The sequence below is a fragment of the Micromonospora ferruginea genome, assembly GCF_013694245.2.
Lineage (GTDB): Bacteria > Actinomycetota > Actinomycetes > Mycobacteriales > Micromonosporaceae > Micromonospora > Micromonospora robiginosa.
Genome location: NZ_CP059322.2, coordinates 2337947 through 2360521, shown reverse-complemented (window position 1 = coordinate 2360521; position 22575 = coordinate 2337947). Strand labels below are relative to the sequence as shown.

General features: G+C 74.4%; 20 protein-coding genes. 13 read left to right on the top strand and 7 right to left on the bottom strand.

The genetic code is table 11. The features are described 5' to 3' along the window. Nucleotides 1–341 precede the first annotated feature (341 nt). Nucleotides 342–3119: an AAA family ATPase gene (locus H1D33_RS10495; protein WP_181568247.1), complete on the bottom strand. Its 2778-nt coding sequence runs from the start codon at nucleotides 3117–3119 to the stop codon at nucleotides 342–344. A gap of 1285 nt (nucleotides 3120–4404) precedes the next feature. Between H1D33_RS10495 and H1D33_RS10490 the strand changes: the two genes are divergently transcribed. Both H1D33_RS10490 and H1D33_RS10485 read left to right on the top strand, forming a co-directional pair. Further along, complete coding sequence (locus H1D33_RS10490) at nucleotides 4405–5793, top strand: AMP-binding protein (protein WP_181568248.1); 1389 nt, start codon at nucleotides 4405–4407, stop codon at nucleotides 5791–5793. 51 nt (nucleotides 5794–5844) lie between these two features. Further along, on the top strand, nucleotides 5845–6510 hold the full coding sequence (locus tag H1D33_RS10485) for a 4'-phosphopantetheinyl transferase family protein (RefSeq protein WP_181568249.1): 666 nt from the start codon (nucleotides 5845–5847) through the stop codon (nucleotides 6508–6510). On the opposite strand, the gene H1D33_RS10480 is transcribed toward H1D33_RS10485, so the two are convergent. Beyond that, the gene (locus H1D33_RS10480; protein WP_181568250.1) at nucleotides 6507–7910 is read right to left on the bottom strand and encodes an acyl-CoA synthetase; all 1404 of its coding nucleotides are present in this window, start codon (nucleotides 7908–7910) and stop codon (nucleotides 6507–6509) included. The two genes, H1D33_RS10485 and H1D33_RS10480, sit on opposite strands and share 4 nt — an antisense overlap. Before the next feature lie 285 nt (nucleotides 7911–8195). Between H1D33_RS10480 and H1D33_RS10475 the strand changes: the two genes are divergently transcribed. The 4 genes from H1D33_RS10475 (at nucleotide 8196) to H1D33_RS10460 (ending at nucleotide 10743) form a co-directional block, all read left to right on the top strand. Beyond that, nucleotides 8196–9128: an ABC transporter ATP-binding protein gene (locus H1D33_RS10475; protein ID WP_181568251.1), complete on the top strand. Its 933-nt coding sequence runs from the start codon at nucleotides 8196–8198 to the stop codon at nucleotides 9126–9128. Beyond that, a complete protein-coding gene (locus tag H1D33_RS10470) occupies nucleotides 9125–9865 on the top strand; it encodes an ABC transporter permease (protein ID WP_181568252.1) in 741 nt (246 codons plus the stop codon). Before H1D33_RS10475 ends, H1D33_RS10470 begins: the two co-directional genes overlap by 4 nt. 179 nt (nucleotides 9866–10044) lie before the next feature. Continuing rightward, entirely contained in the window at nucleotides 10045–10359 is a 315-nt protein-coding gene (locus tag H1D33_RS10465; RefSeq protein WP_220138676.1) for a DUF5988 family protein, read from the top strand. Nucleotides 10360–10377: 18 nt separating this feature from the next. Beyond that, nucleotides 10378–10743: a VOC family protein gene (locus H1D33_RS10460; RefSeq protein ID WP_181568253.1), complete on the top strand. Its 366-nt coding sequence runs from the start codon at nucleotides 10378–10380 to the stop codon at nucleotides 10741–10743. 69 nt (nucleotides 10744–10812) lie between these two features. On the opposite strand, the gene H1D33_RS10455 is transcribed toward H1D33_RS10460, so the two are convergent. Beyond that, nucleotides 10813–11649 (bottom strand): glycosyltransferase family 8 protein, encoded by an 837-nt coding sequence (locus tag H1D33_RS10455; protein WP_181568254.1) that lies wholly within the window; start codon nucleotides 11647–11649, stop codon nucleotides 10813–10815. A gap of 145 nt (nucleotides 11650–11794) precedes the next feature. Here H1D33_RS10455 and H1D33_RS10450 point away from each other — a divergent pair, with 145 nt between their 5' ends. Next, entirely contained in the window at nucleotides 11795–12217 is a 423-nt protein-coding gene (locus H1D33_RS10450; protein ID WP_181568255.1) for a hypothetical protein, read from the top strand. Here the strand turns inward: H1D33_RS10450 and H1D33_RS10445 are convergent. Then, on the bottom strand, nucleotides 12174–12647 hold the full coding sequence (locus tag H1D33_RS10445; RefSeq protein ID WP_181568256.1) for an ASCH domain-containing protein: 474 nt from the start codon (nucleotides 12645–12647) through the stop codon (nucleotides 12174–12176). The two genes, H1D33_RS10450 and H1D33_RS10445, sit on opposite strands and share 44 nt — an antisense overlap. Before the next feature lie 41 nt (nucleotides 12648–12688). Then, nucleotides 12689–13567, bottom strand: coding sequence for an alpha/beta hydrolase family protein (locus H1D33_RS10440; RefSeq protein WP_181568257.1), 879 nt, complete (start codon nucleotides 13565–13567; stop codon nucleotides 12689–12691). Between the two features lie 106 nt (nucleotides 13568–13673). Here H1D33_RS10440 and H1D33_RS10435 point away from each other — a divergent pair, with 106 nt between their 5' ends. Then, the gene (locus H1D33_RS10435; RefSeq protein ID WP_181568258.1) at nucleotides 13674–14201 is read left to right on the top strand and encodes a GNAT family N-acetyltransferase; all 528 of its coding nucleotides are present in this window, start codon (nucleotides 13674–13676) and stop codon (nucleotides 14199–14201) included. A 13-nt stretch (nucleotides 14202–14214) separates the two neighbouring features. Here the strand turns inward: H1D33_RS10435 and H1D33_RS10430 are convergent, their stop codons facing one another. Beyond that, complete coding sequence (locus H1D33_RS10430; RefSeq protein WP_181568259.1) at nucleotides 14215–14625, bottom strand: MmcQ/YjbR family DNA-binding protein; 411 nt, start codon at nucleotides 14623–14625, stop codon at nucleotides 14215–14217. 162 nt (nucleotides 14626–14787) lie between these two features. Here H1D33_RS10430 and H1D33_RS10425 point away from each other — a divergent pair, with 162 nt between their 5' ends. The 3 genes from H1D33_RS10425 to H1D33_RS10415 are packed head-to-tail and all read left to right on the top strand — an operon-like array spanning nucleotide 14788 to nucleotide 18193. After that, nucleotides 14788–15903, top strand: a complete 1116-nt coding sequence (locus H1D33_RS10425) for a WD40/YVTN/BNR-like repeat-containing protein (RefSeq protein WP_181568260.1) — start codon at nucleotides 14788–14790, stop codon at nucleotides 15901–15903. Then, entirely contained in the window at nucleotides 15900–16196 is a 297-nt protein-coding gene (locus tag H1D33_RS10420) for a MoaD/ThiS family protein (RefSeq protein WP_181568261.1), read from the top strand. Before H1D33_RS10425 ends, H1D33_RS10420 begins: the two co-directional genes overlap by 4 nt. 47 nt (nucleotides 16197–16243) lie before the next feature. Then, the gene (locus H1D33_RS10415; protein ID WP_181568262.1) at nucleotides 16244–18193 is read left to right on the top strand and encodes a beta-propeller domain-containing protein; all 1950 of its coding nucleotides are present in this window, start codon (nucleotides 16244–16246) and stop codon (nucleotides 18191–18193) included. 78 nt (nucleotides 18194–18271) lie between these two features. Here the strand turns inward: H1D33_RS10415 and H1D33_RS10410 are convergent, their stop codons facing one another. Further along, complete coding sequence (locus H1D33_RS10410; protein ID WP_181568263.1) at nucleotides 18272–19306, bottom strand: LacI family DNA-binding transcriptional regulator; 1035 nt, start codon at nucleotides 19304–19306, stop codon at nucleotides 18272–18274. A 154-nt stretch (nucleotides 19307–19460) separates the two neighbouring features. On the opposite strand from H1D33_RS10410, the gene H1D33_RS10405 reads away from it, so the two are divergent. After that, nucleotides 19461–20411, top strand: a complete 951-nt coding sequence (locus H1D33_RS10405; protein WP_181568264.1) for a LamG-like jellyroll fold domain-containing protein — start codon at nucleotides 19461–19463, stop codon at nucleotides 20409–20411. Between the two features lie 26 nt (nucleotides 20412–20437). Then, complete coding sequence (locus tag H1D33_RS10400; RefSeq protein ID WP_246411455.1) at nucleotides 20438–22540, top strand: PQQ-dependent sugar dehydrogenase; 2103 nt, start codon at nucleotides 20438–20440, stop codon at nucleotides 22538–22540. Nucleotides 22541–22575: the final 35 nt, after the last annotated feature.

Below are 22575 nucleotides of genomic sequence, written 5' to 3'. Positions count from 1 at the left end.
GGGCCGCCGGCCGGGTGGACTCGGAATCCTCCCCACCGGAGCATGTCGTCGGACGAGACGTTCCGGCTGAAGGCGAGTCTGGCACCGGCTCTGGCGTGCGACAACGGTCCCGGGACCCCACGGTTTCAGCGGTAAACCTGCGGTGCCGACCGGCCGTTAGGGGTTGCGCGGTCGTCCGGAAGGGGGGTGCCGTCAGACCGGATGACGATCGGGTTTCGCCTCTATGGACAACAGGTGACGGCCGATCAGCAGATGAAACCACACTCCGGCCAGGTTCGCGCGGGCCGAGTGGCCGGGCACGACGAACCGTCAGGGGGTACGGGGATGGCCGGCCGGCCCGCTCAGGGGTCGAGCCGCAACCGGGCGGCCAGTTCGCTGCGGGAGTTGACGTCGAGCTTGCGGTAGATCCGGGTCAGGCGCTGTTCGATGGCGCTGACGGTGAGGAACATGCGCTCGGCGATCTCCCGGTTGGTGTGCCCCTGCGCGGCGAGCGCGGCGACCCGGGACTCGGCGTCGTTGAGGCCGGTGAGCAGGATCCCGGTGTCGGAGTCCGGATCGGGGGCGGCGCTCCGGCCGGCCGCGGTGGCCCGGCCCGTGGCGGTGGGGCGCAGCAACGGGATCCCGCACTCCTCGGCGAGTTCCCGGGCGGCCCGCGTCGTGCTGCGCGCCTCGCGCAGGTCACCGGCCTGCTGTTGGGCTTGGCCGAGGTCGCCGAGGGCACGGGCCAGCTCCACCCGGTCCCCGCACTCGCCCAACAGCCGGACCGCGCACCGCAGGTGCCGGATCCGTTCCGGTCCCTCGTGGACGGCGCCGAGTACCCGCAGCGCGGCGCCCCGGTTGCGCAGGTCGGCCGGGCGGAGCCGGTCCAGCTCCTCCCGGACCACCTTCTCGGCCTGCTGCCGGCGGCCCAGCCGCAGCAGCGCCCGCGCCGTCTCGGTGCGCCAGGGCACCAGCGCCGCCTGGTCGAGCCGCCACGAGGTCATCAACTGCCCGCACAGTTGGAAGTCGGCCAGCGCCGCCTCCGGGCTGCCCGCGGCGAGCGCGTGCGCCCCCCGGGCGTGCAGGTAGTGCAGGCCGAACGGGGTCTCGAACAGCGCCGGTGGCACCGGCGTACGCAGGCAGGCCGCCGCCTCGTCCCACTCCTCGAGGCAGGTCAGCGTCCACAGTCGAACGGCGAGCGGCGCGCCGATGACGACACCCCACCCCTTCGGGGACAGCCGGTGGAGCGCCGAGTCGGCGAGTTCGCGGGCCCGGCGCAGGTCGCCGCGTCGGCCCGCGACGGTGGCGGCGACCGCGGTGAGCAGGGCGCGTGGCGTCCGGTGCCGGCGGGCGGAGGCGATCCGGTCCAGCCGGTCGCACCACTCGCCGGCCAGGTCGAGCCGGTCGGCGTAGATCATGGCGATCACCGCGCAGACCACGTTCCACATGCTCGGCTCGTCTTCCAGCCCGAGCGTCCCCAGCGTGCGTTCGGCGTTCTCCAGCGCGCCGAGGTCGCCACGGCCCAGCACCGCGTCGAGTAGGAGGACGCCGCGCAGCCGGTGCTTGACCCGGGCCAGCGCGAGCGGGTCCCGGGTGGTGCCGGCCGGAGCGGCGCCGTCGAGCGGAACCCCGGGGTAGAGCGTGGCCATCCACCCCTTGATGATCATCAGGTCGGCGGTCGAGTGGGCGTCGACGCCGTCGGCGCGCTCGCCGAGATGGTGGATGAGGTCCACGGCCCGGTCGATCTGGCCGTGCCAGAGCAGGTACTGGATCGGCCCGGCGGCCTGCCGGGTGCCCAGGTGCCCGGCGCGCACGGCGGTGGCGACGCCGAGCAGGTGGGGGACCGCACCCTGCGGGTCCAGACGCCACTCGGCGCGGGCCAGGGCGGAGCGGATCCGGGCTCGCAGGCACTCGTCGGTGCAGTCCCGGTTGGCGCGGCGCAGGTAACGGAGGCCGATGTCCACGTCGCCCTCGGCCAGCGCGTGCTCGCCGGCGTCGAGCAGGGTCGGCGCCATCCACGGCTCGGTCAGCTCGTCGGAGGTCAGCAGGTGCGGCGCGATCCGCGGTGGCGGGGCGCCGTCGTCGTGCAGCACCTGGGCGGCGGCGCGGTGCAACCGGGCGCGTTCCTCCACCGTCGTGCCGTCCAGCACCGCCCGCCGTACCGCCGGGTGCCGGAGGCCGTCGGTGTCGACGAGACCCGCGCTGGTGGCCGCGTCGACGGCGTGCAGGTTCAGCTCGGACGGGAGGTCGACCAGGTGGGGCAGGAGCGGGCCGTGCAACGGCTCCTCGGTCACCGCCAACGCGCGGGCGGTCGTGAGCACCAGGTGTTCGCAGCGGTAGAGGCAGCTCAGCACCGCCTCCCGGAACGCCTCGCCGGGCGTCGGCGTCTCGGCGCCGGCCGTGTGGTCGTCGGCCAGCGCGTGCACCAGCAGCGGGTTGCCGCCGCTGATCCGGTACGCCTCGTCGGCGACCCGCCGCGCCACCGGCGCGCCCAGCCGGTCGGCCAGGATGCGGTACGTCCCGTCCGCGGTGAGCAGCGGCAGCCGGACCCGGTGCAGCCGGGCGGGCTGGAGCAGTTCGGCGTAGGCGGTGGGGTGCCACGGCCGGGTGCGCGGCGCCTCGGTCAGCACGATCAGCACCGGCAGGCCGACGACCCGACGGACCAGGTGGTCGAGGCACCGCAGCGACGGCGCGTCGGCGTGCTGGACGTCGTCGACCGCGACCACGGCGGGTGCCCGGGCGGCGAGTTCGAGCAGTTCGCCACCGATCGCGGCGGTCAGCAGGGCGAGCGCCTCCTCGTCGGCGGTCTCGCCCCAGCGCAGCACGGCCCGGTCCAGCAACTGGCCGACCCGGTCGCGGTCGGCGTCGTCCACGGTGGCCCGCCGGACGAGCTGCCGGACCACCTCCAGCGGCACCGTGCGTTCGCTGCGCGACGCGCTGGCGCCGAGGAACGTGACCCCGGCCTCGGCGCACCGCCGGGCGAAGGCCTGCAGGAGCGTGGTCTTGCCGGCGCCGACCGGCCCGGTGATCAGCGTGATGGGGCCGGGGCCCGGGCCGGGTGCGGGCTCGCCCGGGTGGAGCAGATCGGCGAGCCGATCGGTCAGGACGTCGAGATGCCGGTCCCGTTCGGCCATCGTCATCGGGCGGGCCTCCGCCCCGCGGCGGCCCGTCGGCGGGCCGCACGCCGTGGTCTCCGGTGACACCCGTAGCAGTCAGAGACCCACAAATCCTTGACCCATTCCAATTAGCGAATACCGGCAACGATGGTACGACGTGAGCGTTTCATCGGAACGTCGCGCCTGGTCTCGTGCGTCGAAAATACGCCGCCACCTGCGGTCCCGCAATTCAGGGGCGGTTCGACGCGGTCCGCCTCTATCGATCCCGATTCATGGGGTGGAGTATGTCAGCCTGGCAATTGGGCGGCAAGTCTGAGGATGTAAAGGATGAGCAAACATGGCATCTTCTCGCCGCCGGTCGGTGAGGGCGCCCCGGCCGGCCGTGACAGCGGAAAGTCATCCCGCTCTTCCGGAACGTGACGCCGACGGTCCGATCGGTCGGTTGGTAACGTTTTCCGACCCTTGCCGCTAATGCGCGGGGAGAACGGCGGTCCGGTCGTCGGGCGCGGTGGCTCCGGCCGGTCGGCCCGGTCCGAGGCGCCGGTGCGGCGACGGGGGTCGGCCGCGCGCCGCGTCCCGTTCCTTGAGAGCGTTCTCGCTGTTCATCCGTCACCGGGCGGCCCGGGTACCGGCGCGCCGCGACAGGCGGTGGGCGGCCGGTGGGCGATCCGCCGGCGCGCCGCCTGGCCGGTCGCCGCGCCCGACGTGCCCGGTGCGGCGGGTCCGGCACTTTTGCTCGATTGTCGCCCGGCGGTCGCGGACCGATTCCGGGTGCCGTCACCGCACTTTCGGCCCTCGCCCAACTTGCCCGTTTCAGTCCGTCTGGAAGCCCTTTGCCGCAACTTGTTGTTAAAGAAGAAATTCGCGGCCCGGCGGCCAGTGGAACGGTGTGGGCAAAGAAAGCGGATCCTTCGGTAACTGCGGAAGAATGAAATCGGAATCGTTATTTCCCGCTTCCCCCTGATGGTGTCGCGGCCGACCTGGAACGATTCGACGACCCGATTCCGGGCAGGCCCCCGGGCGCTTCGGCGCCGCCCGCCGATCAACGCGAACCAGTTTCATGCCACGCTCGCCCTCCGCCCCTCACCTGCCGCTCCGGGCCGGTGACCCGGCGTCCGGGCCCGCCGTCGGGCACCCGGGGTAGGGGTTGTCTGCAGTCGATCAGCCGCCTAATTTTGGACCGTCCGCCGTGGTCGGCGGACGACAATCCGCCGCACGACGGGGGATCGGCCACGGGCCGGCGCGCCCGTGACGTGAAGGGTTCGCGCGTGATCTGCCAACCACCGCCGAGACACCGGGCCCCGGCTCGATGACGCTCCTGCCCGGGCTGCGGGGGTCCGGGGCGGACCGTTCCGACGCGCTCCGTGTCGCCGGCCGGACGCTCTCCGCCGAGGCGCTGCTGGGCTGCGCGAACGCGGTCGCCGACCGGATCCGGGGCGCCCGGGCGGTCGCGGTCGAGGCCGAGCCGCACCTGGAGACGATGGTCGGGATCGTCGGCGCCGTCCAGGCCGGTGTGCCGGTGGTGCCGCTGCCGCCCGGCGCCGAAGCGGCCGAGCGGCACCGCATCCTGCGCGAGTCCCGCGCCGACGTGCTGCTCGGCCCCACCACCTGCGACGCCACCCTGCCGCTCGTCCCGGTCGACCTGCGGGACCGGTCCTGGGCCACGCACCCCGACCCGCTGCCGGCCAGCGACGCGGTGATCCTCTACACCGGCGGCGTCGGGGGCCTCTCCCGCGGCGTGCGCATCTCGCACCGGGCCATCGCGGCCGACCTGGACCTGCTCGCCGCCGCCTGGCGGTGGAGCGCCGAGGACGTGCTCGTCCAGGGCGCGCCGCTGTTCCGGGCGTACGGGCTGGTGGTCGGCCTGCTCGGCGCGCTGCGGGTGGGCAGCCGCTTCGTCCACCTCGACCGGCACGCCACCGCCGGCCCGCCCGGCACCATCTACCTGGCGTTGCCCCGCCAGTGGGCGCGCATCGCCGGCGACGCGGCCCGGGCCCGGACGCTGTCCCGGGCGCGCATGCTGGTCTCCGGCGACGCCCCGCTGGCGCCCGCCGTGGGGGAGCGGCTGCGGGTGCTGACCTCGCACCACCCGGTGGAGGGGTACGGCACCACGGAGACGCTCGTCGTCCTCACCGGCCCGGCCGGCGCCCCGGGCACCCCGCTGCCCGGCGTGCAGACCCGGGTGCTGGACCACACCGGCCGGCCGGTGGCCGCCGACGGCGACGCGGTCGGCGAGCTGAGCGTCCGGAGCCCGACGACGTTCAGCGGGTACGCCGACCGGCCCGGCTCGGCGCCGCCGGCCGACGGTTGGCACCCCACCGGCGACCTGGCCACCGTGGACCCGGCCGGCCGCCACCGGATCCTCGGCCCGGGCGGCACCGGCGTGGTGCGCTGCGGCGGTCGGCACGTGCCGACCGGGCAGGTCGAGGAGGTGCTGCTGGCCCACCCGGGCGTGCACGAGGTGGCGGTGGTCGGCGCGCCGCACCGCACGCTCGGCGAGCAGGTCGTCGCCTACGTCGTCGCGGCGGCCGGGCTCACCGCCCAGGCGCTCGTCGACCACGTCGGCCGACTGCTCTCGGCGGCGGCCCGCCCCCGCCGGGTGCACTTCGTCGACGAGTTGCCGCGCAGCGCGCAGGGCCGGGTCCGCAAGTCGCTGCTGATCCGGCGCAGCGCCCATGCCCCCGTACCCGACCCCTGACCGTCGGCCGCGGGCCGGACAGGCCGGCGGACACGCCCTACCATCCGGGGCGTGATCGAGCGGATCCTGCCGCCGGCCGTGGTGGTGGAGGAGTGCTTCACCGACCCGGCCGGGCTGGCCCTGCACCCGGCCGAGGAGCACGTCGTCGCGAACTCGGTGCCGAAGCGCCGGCGGGAGTTCACCACCGTCCGGCACTGCGCCCGGCGGGCGCTGGCCCGGCTGGGCCTGCCGCCCGCGCCGATCCTGCCCGGCGTCCGGGGCGCGCCCGGCTGGCCGGCCGGCGTCGTGGGCAGCATGACCCACTGCGACGGCTACCGCGGCGCCGCCCTCGCCCGCGCCGGGACCCTCGGCAGCGTCGGCGTGGACGCCGAGCCGCACGCGCCGCTGCCCGACGGGGTGCTGGACGCGGTCGCGCTGCCGGCCGAGCGCACCCGGACCGCCGCGCTGCGCGCCACCCACCCCGGCATCTGCTGGGACCGGCTGCTGTTCAGCGCGAAGGAGGCGGTCTACAAGGCCTGGTTCCCGCTGACCGGTCGCTGGCTGGACTTCGCCGAGGCGGACATCGTCGTCGACCCGGCCGGCACGTTCACCGCCCGGCTGCTGGTGCCCGGCCCGCGCCTCGACGGCGTGGAGCTGACCGCGTTCGACGGCCGGTTCCTGGTGGAGCGGGGCCTGGTGCTCACCGCCGTCACCGTGCCGGCGGCGTCGGGAGGCTAGGTCAGCCGACTCTTCTGCACCTTGCCCATGGCGTTGCGGGGCAGCGCGTCGACCAGCCGCACCTGCCGGGGCCGCTTGTGCACGGAGAGCTGCCGGGCCACGAAGTCGATCAGCTCGGCCTCGCCCAGCCCGTCCCCGACCACGTACGCGGTGACCTGCTGGCCCAGATCCGGGTGCGGCGTGCCGACCACCGCCGCCTCCCGTACGCCGGGGTGTGCCAGCAGCGCGTCCTCCACCTCGCCCGCGCCGATCCGGTACCCGCCGCTCTTGATCAGGTCGGTGGCGGCCCGGCCGACGATCCGGTGGGCGCCGTCCGGGCCCACCGTCGCCACGTCGCCGGTGCGGAACCAGCCGTCCGCGCTCCGGGCGGCCGCGTCGGCGTCCGGCCGGTTCAGGTAGCCGTCGAAGAGCGTGTCCCCGCGGACCTGGAGTTCCCCCATGCTCTCCCCGTCGGCGGGCAGCGGCGTGCCCCGCTCGTCGACCACCCGGGTGCGCACGCCGGGCAGCGGCACGCCGACCGTGCCCGCCCGTCGCGGCCCGTCCGCCCGCGCGCTCACCGTGATCAGGGTCTCGGTCATCCCGTACCGCTCGACCGGGCGGTGGCCGGTCAGGTCGGCGAGCGCGGTGAAGACCGGCTCGGGGAGCGCGGCGCTGCCGGAGACCAGTAGCCGGGCGCCGCGCAGCGCCCGCGCCGCCGCCGGCTCCGCCGCGATCCGCGACCAGATCGTGGGTACGCCGAAGTAGAGCGAGCCGCCGGCGCCCGCGTACCGGTCGGGGCGGGGCCGGCCGACGTGGTGCAGCCGGCCGCCGATCCGCAGCGGGCCGAGCACGCCGAGCACCAGCCCGTGCACGTGGAACAGCGGCAGCCCGTGCGCCAGCACGTCGTCCGGCGTCCAGGCCCAGGCGTCGGCGAGCCCGTCGAGGCAGGCGGCGACCGCGCGGCGGGACAGCACCGCGCCCTTCGGCGCGCCGGTGGTGCCACTGGTGTAGAGGATCAGCGCGGTGCCCGCCGGGTCCGGCTCGGGGTGCCGGGTGTCCGAGCGGCGGGTCAGGTCCACCGGCAGGGTCGGCGGCGCGGCGGGACCGTCGACGGCGGGTGTCCCGGGCGTCGCCAGCAGCACCTCGGCGGCGGAGTCGCGCAGCACGTGGTCGCGTTCCACCGGCCCGGCGTCCGGGGGCACCGGCACCACCGCCGCGCCGGCCAGCAGCCCGCCGACCACACCGACCACGGTCTCCAGGCTCGACGTGGCGGGCACCGCGACCCGGCGTACCCCGTGCAGCTCGTCGGCGATCGCGGCGGCCGCGCGACGCAGCTCCACCAAGGACAGTGACCGGTCGTCGACCCGGACCGCGTCCGGCCGTTCGTCGGTGGACCGGTCCAGCCAGCTCAGCAGCGGCACGGGCGCCCCTCTCACGATGCGCCGCCGGCGGCGGCGAACCGACCGTAACCGGGTCGCCCGGGAGCGGACCACCCCTGCGGCCGGCGACGCCCGGCGACACGCCGGGTGACCGGCTGACACCCCTGGCGATCGGCCGTACACCCCGATTCGTCGGCCGATGGGTTGAACCGCGCCTCGGTTGCCCGGATGATGGGCGGCGTCGGCCCGCCGCGTGGGTCGTCCCTGCCCGCACCCGACGCCGCGACACGCCGGCGGCACCCGGACCCCGACGGAGGAACCCGCCAGATGCCGGTCATCGAAGTCGAGCACCTGCACAAGAGGTACGGCGACAAGGTGGCGGTCGACGACGTCTCGTTCACCGTGGAGCAGGGCGAGATCTTCGGCGTGCTCGGCCGCAACGGCGCCGGCAAGACCACCACCGTGGAGTGCGTGCAGGGCCTGCGCCGCGCCGACGGCGGCACGGTGCGGGTGCTCGGGCTCGACCCGATCCGCGACCGCACCGAGGTGCGCCAGCGCGTCGGCGCCCAGCTCCAGGAGAGCCAGCTCCCCGACAAGCTGCGGGTACGCGAGGCGCTGGACCTCTACCGGTCCTTCTACCGCAACCGCGCCGACATCGACGAGCTGCTGGCCGACCTGGGGCTGGCCGAGCAGCGCGACACCGCGTTCCACAAGCTCTCCGGCGGCCAGAAGCAGCGCCTGTCGGTGGCGCTGGCGCTGGTCGGCCGCCCCGAGATCGCGATCCTCGACGAGCTGACCACCGGGCTGGACCCGAAGGGCCGCCGCGACACCTGGGACCTGGTCGAGCGGATCCGCGACCGCGGCGTGACGGTCGTGCTGGTCACCCACTTCATGGCCGAGGCCGAGCGGCTCTGCGACCGGCTCGCGCTCATCGACGCCGGTCGGGTGGTCGCCATCGACACGCCGGCCGGGCTGATGTCCCGGGTGGACGCCGAGCACCGGGTGCACCTCCGCCCGCTCGACCACCTCGACGACGCCCTGCTGACCGCGCTGCCCGAGGTCAGCTCGGTCCGCCGCGACGGCGACGAGGTCACCGTCACCGGCGGTGAGGAGGTGCTGCAGGCGGTGCTGTCGGCGCTGACCGAACGCAAGATCCGCTACGCCGGCCTCCGGGTCGACCAGCCCACCCTGGACGACGCGTTCGTCTCCCTCACCGGCCACCCGGCCACCCCGCCGGCGCTCGACGGAAGGTCATCGTGAACGCCCTGTCCAAGCTCGTCGCCGTCGAGGCCAAGCTGTTCCTGCGGGAGCCGGTCTCGCTGTTCTTCGTCTTCGCGCTGCCGCTCGGCCTGATGCTGGTGTTCGGCCTGCCGCAGCGCGGCGCCCGCCAGGAGGCGACCCCCGGGCAGCACGGCGAGCTGACCTTCCTGCCGTCCATCGCGCTGTCCCTCACCATCGGGATGCTGGCGCTCTTCACGCTGCCCATGGCGCTGGGCATCTACCGGGAACGCAAGGTGCTGCGCCGGCTGGCCACCACCCCGGTCAGCCCGGCGCTGCTGCTCATCGCCCAGGTGGTGGTCAACCTGGCGATGGGTGTGGCCGGCGCGGTGGTCACCGCGATCGGCGTACGCCTGCTGCTGGACCAGCCGGCGCCGGCCAACGTGCCCGGTTTCGTGCTGGCGTTCCTGCTCGGGGTGGCCTGCCTGTTCTCGATCGGCCTGCTCATCGCCGCGCTCGCCCCCTCGGCGCGGTCGGCGCAGTCCATCGGCCCGACCCTGTTCTTCCCGCTGCTGTTCCTGGCCGGGGCGTGGCTGCCCCGCGACCAGATGCCCACCGTGCTGGCCCGCGTCGGGGAATACTCGCCGCTCGGCGCCACCGTGGACACCATCTCCGCCGCGTGGGCCGGGCAGAACCCGGCCGTGTCGCAGTTGCTCGTGCTGGCCGGCACCGCCGTCCTGGGCTGCCTGCTCGCCACCCGGCTGTTCCGCTGGGAGTAGGCCCCGGTAGGGGGCGGCTAAGGGTACTTCGGTGGTGTGATCCGGATTACGTTCGAGTCGCACGGGAGATCGCCTCGGGTTCCGTCCCGGCGGAACCGGCGGTGATCCGCCCGCGCTCGCGCGTGGCGCCTGCGGCGCGCGCACGGCGAGGCGGAACGACGAACGACGGAGGTCGTGCCATGACAGCTTCTTCCGATCCCGCCCCGGCCGTCCGGACGGCGACGTCCTTCGTCAACGATGACGACCGGACCACCTGGCCGCTGACGGCCCACCAGATAGGCGCGGACGCCACCGGCATCGTCGAGGCGGTGCTGGAGGGCGGCCCGGCGACGTTGCCGGTCGAGCTGCGCAACCACCGGGTGTCCCCGGTGGAATCCAAGATCAAGGTACGGCACTACGGGGGCTACGAGCACTTCGAGCGGGATCCGGCCGGCGTCGTCGACGGCGCGCCCGCGGTGTTCCGCTGGACCGGCCGTACCCGTATCGCGGAGTGAACGAGAGGCGGTAACGCGATGGGCGTCGGGGATCCGCGCAACGGTGCGCACCTGACGGTGACCGACGTGGCCACGGTGACCGCGTTCTACGCGGCGGTCTTCGAGGCGGTGCCGGTGCAGCGGGAGTGCCTGCTGGACGGCCGCGTCCTGCACGCCGAACTGGTGGTCGACGGCCACCTGCTGACGGTCAGCGAGTGGTCCGACGGCCCGGGTGACCCGGGCGGTCCGGGTGGCCCGCTGCCGCTCGCCCCGGCCGATCCGCACCTGCTCGTGCAGCGGGCGCTGGCGGCCGGCGCGACGCTCGAACCCCCGAACGGCGCCCCGCCGGTCGGGGTGGTGTTCCGGGACCCGGCCGGCCTGCGCTGGGCGGTGCCCGGCCCCTAGGCGCCCGACGACGTGAAACGGCCCCGCCACCGATCCCGGTGGCGGGGCCGTTCGTCGTGCCCGCGAGGGTCAGCGGCGCAGCGTCGACCCGAGACCGCCGCCGCTGCGCCGCCGGTGCTGCCAGTAGAGGTCGCGCCGGGCGCCCTGCGGGAAGCCGGGCTGCCAGGGCTTCACCGGGCCGGCGGTGTGGATGATCGACGAGTCGGTGAGCTTGCCGCCGAACACCGGCTCCCGCCGCCAGGCCATCAGGTCGTTCCACCGGTACGGCAGCCGCAGCCAGTTGCCGTGCACCGCGAAGTTGAGCGCGTCCTGGTCCGGGTAGCGGGACTCGTGCGCGTGCCGGCGCAGGTAGTCCAGCGACACCTCGGTCACCTCGCACTCCTTCCAGCGCGGCACGTCGATCAGCAGCACCCCCGAGTTGAAGTAGTGCGCGTACGGGTCGAGGTGGTCGTAGCCGGCCAGGCCCGGGATGCCGCCCATGTCCAGCAGCCGGCGGTTGAACGGGTCCCGCACCCCGCCCAGCGGCACGCCGCCCATGTCCACCTCGAACAGCGGCTTCAGGCTGTTCAGGCACATCGTGTCGCAGTCCAGGTAGAGCAACCGGTGCACGTCCGCCGGCAACGCCGCCGGGACCAGCAGCCGCAGGTACATCGCCGGCGACAGGTACGCCATCAGCGGGTCGCTGCCCTTGGACAGGTTCACCTGGGCGGCGTCCACCCGGAGGAACTCCACCGTGGCGTTCGGCCCGGCGATGCGGGTGAGCGTGGTGCGGGCGCTCGCCGGCACGTCGTCGGCGGCGACCAGCCAGTACCGGAGCTTCTCGCCCGGGTTCGACTCGGCGACTGTCGACATGACGACCGCGGCGTGCGCCGCGTACGCGTTGTCAAAGGTCAGGGTGAGGTCCACGGGTGCTCTCCTTCGCGGCGGTGCGTGAGCGCAACGTCGAGAAAAGTAGCCGCGGAATTGTCGGCCCGGCAAGGAATGCGCTATTGCTCAGGGGGTTCGGCGAACAACCCCTGACTTGCCCCTCAATTCCGGTTAGGCTGCGTCCATGACCGTCGATTCCCTGCCGGGCCGTCCTCCGCTGGCCCGCACCATCGCGGTGGCGCAGGTGGCGCTGGTGGTCGCGTTCCTCGCGGTGGCCGCGCTCTGGTGGGGCCGGATGGTGTCGGCCGACGCGGGCCCGGCGGAATTGCGCACCGGCGCGTACGACCCGAAGGATCTGGTGCCGTTCGGCATGCACGGCTGGAATCCGTTCATGTGGCTCTACGGCCTCACCGCGCTGCTCTATCTCGCCGGGCTGGCCAGCCCGCTGTTGGCCGGCTACGGCGTGATGCTGCTGGCCCGGGAGCGGCGGTCGCTGCCGCGCGGGCTGCGGACGCTGCTGCTGGCCGGCGTCGTCGCCGGCGTCGTGGCGACGCTGCTGCGCTTCACGCCGGCGGGGGCGGACATGCAGGCGTGGTGGCTGGACTGAGCGGCGTCGCCCCGACCGTCTCGACGAGGCGGAAGCGCTCCAGCACGGCCGGCGTGTCGTCGTCGATAGTGAACGCCGGATCGCCGAGCCACCCCCGATAGTCGTCGCCGTGCCAGTAGTCCTCGTGACCGGAACGCCAGGCGGCGACCGACGCGTAGCCCTCGCCCTCGTCCCGGGCGTGGTCCAGGTCGACGTCGCCGATCCGGGCGACGCGGACCTCGACCAGCTCGATCACGGCCACCGCCCGGCCGACGGAGTCGATCACCGAGAACCGGGTACCGACCTCCGGCAGCGGCTCGCCGTCGATCTCGTAGTCCTGGAGCAGCCCGGTGGTGCTGGTCTTGGTGCCGTCGAGCACGGCGGCGACCAGTTGGTCGCGCAGCGGACCGGGGAAGGCGAACTCGAACGTGGGCAGCTCGGCGGCGGTCATGGCCGGGAGCGTAGCGGCGGCGCCGGCCGCCGGCGACGCGTTTACCGGGCCGGCGGCAGCCGCCGGTCGAGCCAGTCGAGCAGGACGGCTTCGTAGTGCGGGCTGACGCCGGCCAGATCCTCGCGCCCGTCGAGCGTGGGCGCGTGGTCGCAGCCGGCCAGCCGGGCCACGGTCAGCTCGGCCTCGCGGGCCGTCCGCCGCCACACCGCCAGGCTCTCCTCGATCGGGATCCACCCGTCGGTCTCGCCGTAGCAGAGCAGCACCGGGCCGGTCAGCCGGGCGAACACCGGCGCCGGGTCGAAGTCCATGTCCGCCCAGGTGCCGGGTGTCGCCGGCAGCTCGTCGGGCAGGAACGCCAGCGGGAACCACGGCCGCCGCCGCGCGGCGTCCAGCTCCGCCTGCGCCACCGGGCGGGGCACGTCACCGCGCAGGAAGCCCTCGGCGACCTCGCGCAGCCGGGCCAGCTCGGCCACGTCGGCCGGCCCGTGGCCGTGCCGGCGTAACTGCTCGGCGGTGCCGTGGCGCATCTGCGCGGCCGGGCTGACGCCGCTGCACCCGACCAGGACCAGGAAGTCGACCGGGTGCGCGGCGGCGGTGACCGCCGCCGCCCAGGCGCCCTGGCTGAACCCCCACAACCCGACCGGCGCCGCGCCGACGTGCCGGCGCAGCGCGGTCACCGCGGCGGCGGCGTCCTCGGCTTGGTCGGCCAGCGGCACGTCGTGGCCGCCGACGCGCCGGCGGCGGTCGTAGCGCAGCACCGCCACGCCGGCCGGGGGCAGCAGCCGCGCCAGGTGCTGGTAGAGGTAGAAGGACCGCTGGTCGGCGTGCGAGCCGTGCAACACCACCAGCCCGCCCCGGACCGGCCCGCCCGGCAGGTCGAGCGTCGCCGGCAGGTCGAGCGCCCCGACGGTGGCCTCCATGCCGGGCAGTCAACCACGTCCCGCCGGTCCCGGCCGTCCCGTGCCGACGCCGCGACCCGGCCTGCGTACGCTGACCCGGTACGCCGTCCCGACCGTGGAGAGCGCCATGACCAGCCCCGCCTTCCGTACCGCCCGGCCCGCCGACGTGCCCGCCCTGGTCGACCTGATCGAGTCGGCCTACCGGGGCGACCGTGCCCGGGCCGGCTGGACCCACGAGGCGGACCTGCTCGACGGGCAGCGCACCGACCCGGAGATGGTGACCGCGGCGGTGACCGCGCCGGCGGGTGTGGTGCTGGTGGCGGAGCGCGACGGCGGGCTGGTCGCCTGCTGCCAGGTGGAGCGCCGCGACGACCACGCCTACTTCGGCATGTTCGCGGTCGACCCGGGCCACCAGGGCGGCGGCCTGGGCCGGGAATTGCTCGCCGAGGCCGAGCGGTACGCCCGGGAGACCTGGCACGCCGGCGAGCTGCGGATGACCGTGATCGTCCAGCGCGAGGACCTGATCGCCTGGTACGAGCGGCGCGGCTACGCCCGCACCGGCGAGCGGAGCCCGTTCCCCTACGGCGACGAGCGCTTCGGCCTGCCGCGCCGGACGGACCTGGCGTTCGAGACGCTGTGCAAGAAGCTCGGTTGACCGGGCCGGCGGCTCACCCCGGCCGGTCGACGCGGGCGGCCAGCTTCTTCGGCGCCAGCACACAGTAGCTCTCGGTCAGCAGCTCGGCCACCTCGGCCCAGTCGGTCGTGTCGTCGAGCGCCATGCCCACCACGTCCGCGCCCCAGTCCGGCTTGAAGAACGGCGGGCCGGCGGCGAGCAGGCCGGCGATCTCGTCGCCGGGGCAGCGGAACGTCAGCACGCAGATCGGCCCGTCGGTCCCCGCGGCGCGCGCGTACGCCGCCTGGTGGTCGGGGTCGACGGTGCACACGTGGGCGAACGTGCGCCTGCGGATCCGCCAGCGGGTCCCCACCCAGGCCGGTTCCTCGTAGGTCTCGGGCAGGTCGAGGCAGACCGGCCGCAGCCGGTCGAGGTACGCCTGTGGAACGTCTCCGGGCCCGGTCATGCGCGCAGGCTAGCGGCCCCCACCGACAACCGGACTCCCCGGCGCGGCGGCCTTGCCGCCACCGGCGCGGACGCCGATTGTCGTACCCGGGGAGTACGACAGCGATGAGTTTCGGCGCGGCGCACGGTCGGACCTGGAGAACGGTCGAACGGAGGACGAGACGTGACATCAACACGAGTACTTGTCGGCACGCGCAAGGGCGCGTTCATCCTGACGTCGGACGCGCGGCGCGCCGACTGGACGGTCGACGGGCCGCACTTCGGCGGCTGGGAGGTCTACCACCTGACCGGCTCCCCGGTCGAGCCGGACCGGCTCTACGCGTCCCAGTCCGGTGGCTGGTTCGGGCAGCTCATCCAGCGCTCGGACGACGGCGGCCGGAACTGGACGACGGTGGGCAACGACTTCGCCTACACCGGCGAGGTCGGCGACCACCTCTGGTACGACGGCACTCCCCGGCCCTGGGAGTTCAAGCGGATCTGGCACCTGGAGCCGTCCCGGCACGACGTGGACACCGTCTACGCCGGCGGTGAGGACGCCGCCCTCTACCGCTCCACCGACGGCGGCCAGAAGTGGTCCGAGCTGACCGCCTTGCGCCAGCACCCGACCGGCCCGAGCTGGCAGCCCGGCGCCGGCGGGATGTGCCTGCACACCATCATCCTCGACCCGGCCGACCGCGACCGGATCTACGTGGCGATCTCGGCGGCCGGCGCGTTCCGCAGCGACGACGGCGGCGCGAGCTGGCTGCCGATCAACAAGGGGCTGCGCTCGGGGGAGATCCCCGACCAGGATTCCGAGGTCGGGCACTGCGTGCACCGCCTGGCCCAGCACCCGTCCCGGCCGGACACGCTGTTCATGCAGAAGCACTGGGACGTGATGCGCACCGACGACGCCGGGGCGAACTGGCGGGAGGTCAGCGGCGACCTGCCGACCGACTTCGGTTTCCCGATCGCGGTGCACGCGCACGAGCCGGAGACGATCTACGTGGTGCCGATCACCAGCGACTCGCTGCACTACCCGCCGGACGGCAAGCTGCGCGTCTACCGCAGCCGCACCGGCGGCGAGCAGTGGGAGCCGCTGACCAACGGGCTGCCGCAGTCGCACTGCTACGTCAACGTGCTGCGCGACGCGATGGCGGTCGACACGCACGAGGAGTGCGGGATCTACTTCGGCACCACCGGCGGGCAGGTCTACCACTCCGCCGACGGCGGCGACAACTGGGCGCCCATCGTGCGTGACCTGCCCGCGGTGCTCTCCGTCGAGGTCCAGGTGCTGCCGTGATCCGGGTCGTGCTGCCGGCCCACCTGAAGAACCTGGCGCACGTCACCGGCGAGGTCCGCGTCGAGGTGGCCGGGCCGCCCACCCAGCGCGAGGTGCTCGACGCGTTGGAGACCGCGTACCCGATGCTGCTGGGCACGATCCGCGACCGGCACAGCGGCGAGCGCCGCCCGTTCGTCCGCTTCTACGCCTGCGAGCTGGACCTGTCGAACGAGCCGCCGGACGAGCCGCTGCCCGAGGAGGTGGTCGCCGGCAAGGAGCCGTTCATCGTGCTCGGCGCGATGGCCGGCGGCTGAGTCCCCGGCGGGGGAACCGCGCCCGGCGCGGCCACGTCTGACGGTCCATGACTGGTGGTAGATCCCGGACCGTCGGCTGGACGACGGTCGCCGCGTTGACCCTGGCCGGCTGCACCGCGCAACCGCCCGCCCCGCCGGCGCCCCCGGACCGGGGCGGGCCGACCGCCGGCCTGCGGCTGGTCGCGTTCGACTCCTGCGACGACGCGCTGCGGCAGCTCCGCACGGCGGCGAAGGCGGCGGTGGGCCCGTGGGGCCTCGGCGTGGACGGCGACGTGATGCCGTACGCGGCGGCCGAGCGGGCCGGTGGGGCCGCGAAGGACGCGGCGAGCGGCTCGGCGACGGGCTTCTCCGGCACCACCGTGCACGAGGCCGGAGTGGACGAACCGGACCTGGTGAAGACCGACGGCCGGCGGATCGTCACGGTCTCCCGGGGCGTGCTGTCCGTGGTGGACCCGGCGAGCCGCCGGCTGACCGGGCGGCTGGCGCTCGACCCGTCCACCGGACCACGGGGATACGCCGGGGGCGAGTCCACCCTGCTGCTGCACGGCGACCGGGCGCTGGTGCTGCTCCCCGACCGCTGGGTCGCCGGACCGGCGGCGACGAAGCGGCGGGTTGCCCCGGGCGCTCCGCAGGCCCGGCTGGTCCTGGTCGACCTCGCCGGCGCACCGAGGATCGTCGGCGACTACCGGATCGACGGGCGCCTCGTCGACGCCCGGCAGGTCGGTGCGACCACCCGGGTGGTGGTCCGGTCCACGCCCCGGCTGGCCTTCCCGCAACCGGCGAAGGCCACGGACGCGCAGCGGACCGCCGCCAACCGCGCCGTCATCGACAAGGCCACGCTCGACGACTGGCTGCCCCGCTACCAGGTCACCGCGGACGGGCGCACCGTCTCCGGGCGGGTCGGCTGCGACCGGCTCAGCCGACCGGCCGGGTTCTCCGGCGCCTCCCTGGTGACCGTGCTCAGCTTCGACCTCGGCGTGAGCGCCCTCGGTGCCGGCGACCCGGTGACCGTGGCGGCGGACGGGGACACCGTCTACAGCAGCGGCCCGCGCCTCTACCTCACCAACGACCAGCGCTGGCGGTTCCCGGCCCGGACGGCGGGCCGCCTGGACGACACCACCGAGATCTACCAGTTCGACGTCGCGGCGGGCACGCCGCGCTACGTGGCCGCCGGCACCGTGCCGGGCCGGCTGATCAACCAGTACGCGCTGTCCGAGTGGGACGGTCACCTGCGGGTGGCCACCACCACGGGCGACCGGTGGGGTCGCGGCGGCGACTCCGTCTCCGGCGTCCACGTGCTGCGCACCGACGGCGCGCGACTCACCGAGGTCGGTGCGGTCACCGGCCTGGGCAGGGGGGAGCGGATCTACGCGGTGCGGTTCCTCGGACCCACCGGCTACGTGGTGACGTTCCGGCAGACCGACCCGCTCTACCCGGTGGACCTGCGGGACCCGACGCGGCCCCGGGTCACCGGCGAGCTGAAGGTCAACGGCTACTCGTCGTACCTGCACCCGGCCGGGGACGGTCGGCTGCTCGGCGTCGGGCAGGAGGCGACCGACCGGGGGCGGATCCAGGGCCTCCAGCTGTCGCTGTTCGACGTCGCCGACCCGGCCCGGCCGAACCGGATCGCCCGGCACCACGTCGCGCAGGGCTGGTCCGACGCGGAGTTCGACCCGCACGCGTTCCTCTGGTGGGCGCCGGAGCGCCTGGTGGTGCTCCCGGTGATGCGGCCGGGTGTGGTGGCCGACCGGGCCGGCGGCGAGGTCGGCCGGGGCGCGCCGGGCGGCGAGGTGCTGGCGTTGCGCGTGGGCGCCGACGGGTTCACCGTGGCCGGCACGGTCACGCATCCGCCGTCGGTGGCCGACGGCGCGGAGTGGGGCATGCGGATCCGGCGGTCGCTGGTGGTCGACGGGGTGCTCTGGACGGTTTCCGACGCCGGCCTGAAGGCCACCGCCCTGGCCGGGCTGACGACCCTGGCCTGGTTGCCGACGACCTGACCCGCCCGGCCGTGCCGCCGGCCGTGCCGAACCCCCGGCCTGCCGGGGCCCCGGCCGTGCCGAGTCGCCGGCGGCGGGTCAGGGCGCCGGCGCGGGGCCGGTCGAGTCGCGGACGACAAGCGTGTGGCCGGTCGAGCGACGGCGAGGCCGGGTCGCCCGGGGCTTCAGCGCGAGTTGCAGGGCCATCCGCCCCATCTCGGTCATCGGCAGCCGTACGGTGGTCAGGCTCGGCGCCAGGTCGGCGGCGACCGACACGTCGTCGAAGCCGACCACGGAGATCCGCTCCGGCACCGGGATGCGCCGGGAGCGCAGCACGGAGAGCACCCCGATCGCCATCGCGTCGTTGAGCGCCACGATCGCGGTGCTCTCCGGGTACGTGCCGAGGATCCGTTCGGCCGCCACCCGGCCGCCGTCGCGGGTGAAGTCGGAGTGCACCACCGACAGGGCGTCGGGGGAGTGCCCGGCGGCGGCCAGCGCGGCAACCACGCCGGCGAGCCGGTCAGCCACGGTGGTCAGGCCGGGCGTGCCGGCGGCGACCGCGATCCGCCGGTGCCCGAGGCTGAGCAGGTGCGCGCCGAGGGCGCGACCGCCGGCCTCGTTGTCGGGCACCACGGCGTCCACGCCGAGCGCGTGCCGACCGACCACGGCCACCCGGCCGCCGCCGCGCTGGAAGCCGGCCAGCTCGTCGCGGGCCTGCGCCTCGACGGTCGGGTCGTCGTAGCCGGAGCCGGCGATCAGGATGATGCCGACCCGCTGGGCGATCAGGTGCCGCAACTGGCGCAGCTCGTTCTCCGGGTCGCGGCCGGAGTGCGCGATCTGGACGAGCAGGCCCTGCTCGGCGGCGACCTCGATGACGCCGCTGGCGATCTCGGAGAAGTAGGGGTCGTCGATCTGGTGCACGATCAGCCCGACCGTGGAGGTGGCGCCGCCGGCCAGGGTGCGGGCGTACGGGTTGGCGACGTACCCCAGCTCGCGGGAGACCTCCCGGACGTGCCGGGCCAGTTCCTCGCTGACGCCGTCGCGGCCGGCGAGCGCGCGGGAGGCGGTGGCGAGGGAGACGCCGGCGCGCGCGGCGACGTCGGCGAGGCGTAGCCGTGGACCGGGTCGGGGCATCGACGAACTCCTGCTGGGGGCATTGATCCGCGCCGCGCTCTTGCCTGGGGCGTGGGGACAAGCATAGGGTACGAAAGCGCTTACGTAAGCGCTTTCGCAGCTTGGTGATCCACCTTCGACACCACCTCACACCGACGAAGGGAGCACCACCACCATGAGAAGACCCCGACGCGTCGCCGCCGTGGCCGTCGCCGCGCTGGCGACGACGCTGCTCGCCGCGACGAGCCCGGCCGCCGCCGGCCGGCCCGCCTCCGGCGACGTCCACCCCGCCCTGCGGCCACACCTGGTCGCCTCCTACGACTTCGACCACCCGGTGGCGGGTGACCCGGCGCTGGAACGCGACCAGGGTCGATCCGGCACCGAGATCGAGCTGGTCAACGGCGGCGCGGCCATGCGGGTGCCGGACCGCGCCTACCCGGGCAGCGGCCGGGCGTTGCAGACCCGGCAGGTCGCGCCGGACGCCACCGGCAACGACGACTGGAAGGCCGGCACCTGGTCCGCGAGCGGCGTACGCACGCTGCGCCCGTTCGCCGCCACCGGCGGCGCCACCGTGATGGGTTGGTTCAAGCGCGAGATGGACGGCCCCGCGCCCAACTCCACCACCGCCGACCCGACCGACCGCTACAACGCCATCGGGCTGGCCGGCCTGCTCACCGGCGACTCCGACGGGCACGGCGTCCGGGCGCTGCTCGAACTCATCGACGTGAACGGTGAGCTGCGCCTGGTCGCGCTCGGCCGGCGCGTCGACGGCGGCGCCTCGCAGACCTTCGCCGCGAGCGAGGACTGGCGCACGCTGCTGCCCAAGGGGACGTGGGTGCACCTGGCCGCCACGTTCGACTTCACCCGCGGCACGATGGCGCTCTACCGCGACGGCCGGCCGGTCGACGGCTTCTACACCACCGCCGGCGACCCCTGGCAACTGAGCGGCCCCGGCCCGCACGTCACCAGCGCCACCGACCCGCGCGGCATCAAGATCGGCGGCAGCTTCCCGCAGGACACCCTGGAACGCAACCCGTGCGACTGCCGGATGGACGGCCTGATGTTCCTCGACACCGTCGTGCCGGCCCGCGACGTCGCCGCGCAGTACCGGCTGATGAGCCGATGACCCGCCCCACCGACAAGGAGAACCGCGTGTCCCACCACCGTGGCAGCGCCGGCCGGCTCCGCAGAGCCGTGCTCACCGCCGGCGTCACCGCCGCCACCCTCGTCCTGTCCACCCTGGTCGGCGCGCCCGCGCGGGCGGCCGGCGCGGTCTACGACCCGATCCCGGAGACCCCCACCCAGTCCCGCACCGGGCTGGTGCTCCAGGAGTACGCCGACTTCCCGCAGTCCACCCCGAACCCGGTCCCGGTCGACAACCGGCTGGTCCGCAAGGCGCGGATCAACACGATCAGCGAGCTGCCGGACCGCTCCGGCCGCCGCGCGGTGCCCGACCTCAACGGCAACCTCTACCTGGTCCGCGACGGCGTGCCGCACGTCTACCTGGACGTGGCCGCCACCTTCGCGCCGCAGTTCTTCTCCGGCCGCGGTCTCGGCCAGGGCTTCGGCTACGTCGCGTTCCACCCGGAGTTCGGGCGCAACGGTCGCTTCTACACCATCCACACCGAGCAGGCGACACTCGCCACCCGGACGCCCGACTACGCCCAGCCGAACACCATCTACCAGGCCGTCATCACCGAGTGGACGGCCACCGACCCGGCCGCCGACACGTTCGCCGGTACCCACCGTGAGCTGCTGCGCATCGGCTTCGCCGGCCAGATCCACGGCGTCCAGGAGATCAACTTCAACCCGACCGCGACGCCGCGCGACCGCGACTACGGGATGCTCTATCTTGCCGTCGGCGACGGCGGCCAGGGCTACCGCAACGGCGACCCGCAGAACATGGGCCTGCCGCACGGCAAGCTGCTGCGCATCGACCCGCGGGGGACGAACGCCCCCAACGGCCGCTACGGCATCCCCGCCGACAATCCGTTCGTCTCGCGGGCCGGGGCGCTCGGCGAGATCTACGCGGTCGGCTTCCGCGACCCGCACCGGTTCTCCTGGGACCGGGCCACCGGCCGGATGTACCTCGGTCACATCGGCGAGCACGCGGTCGAGTCGATCTACGAGGTGCGCGCCGGCGACAACTTCGGCTGGAGCGAGCGCGAGGGCAACTGGGTCTTCGACAAGACCGCCACCAACCCGTGCGACAAGCTCTACCCGCTGCCCGCCGACGACGCGAGGTACGGCTACACCTATCCGGTCGCCGCGTACGACCACGACCCGGCCGCGGACTGGAACTGCACGTCGGACGTCGGGGTCGCGGTGGCCGGCGGTTTCGTCTACCGCGGTCGCGCGCTGCCGGCACTGACCGGCAAGTACCTCTTCGGCGACCTGGTCGACGGCAGCGTCCTCTACACCGAGGCCGACGAGATGCGGCGTGGTCGCGGGCTCGCCGAGATCCACCGCCTCGCGCTCTACACCCCCGCCGGTGACCTGGTCCGCATGCGGGACCTCTCCGCGCCCGGCGCGCCGGGCGACCCGAACCGCGTCGACCTGCGTTTCGGCACCGACGCGGCCGGGGAGATCTACCTGGTGGCCAAGGCCAACGGCAAGATCTGGAAGGTGGTCGGCACCAGGACGGTGGCGGACGGCGACGTCGGCCGTACCCGGGTGACCAACACCGGGGGCGCGCGGAACTGGGCGCCGGTGACGCCGTCGAAGTGGCGCTTCGAGGGCAACCAGGTCGTCCTCGCCGAGGCCGGCGAGGCCCGTCCGGGCCCGCGGCGTCCCTTCGAGTACGCGGTGCTGACCAAGGGCCCGGCCTGGACGTCGGTCCGGATCGACGCGAAGGTACGCCTGGACACCCCGGTCGAGGTGACCAACCGCGACGTGATCGTCGTGTTCGGCTGGCAGTCGGACACGCAGTACTACTACGCGCACCTGTCCACCGACAACACGATCTATCCGCACAACGGCATCTTCAAGGTCGACAACGCCGACCGGGAGCGCATCGACCACCAGTGGAACGGTCGCTCCCGGGGCGCCAACCCGGCGGTCACGGACGCGAAGTGGCACGACGTGCGGGTGGTGCACCTGCCCGCCACCGGCGAGATCGCCGTCTACGTCGACGGGCACAAGGATCCGCTGATGACCGCGAAGGACACCACGTTCACCTCGGGGCGGGTGGGCTTCGGCTCGTTCGACAACGTCGGTCGTACCCGGAACTTCACGGTGACCGGCACGCCGTCCTGATCGACGCCCACGGTGGGGGCGGTGGCCGGACGGCC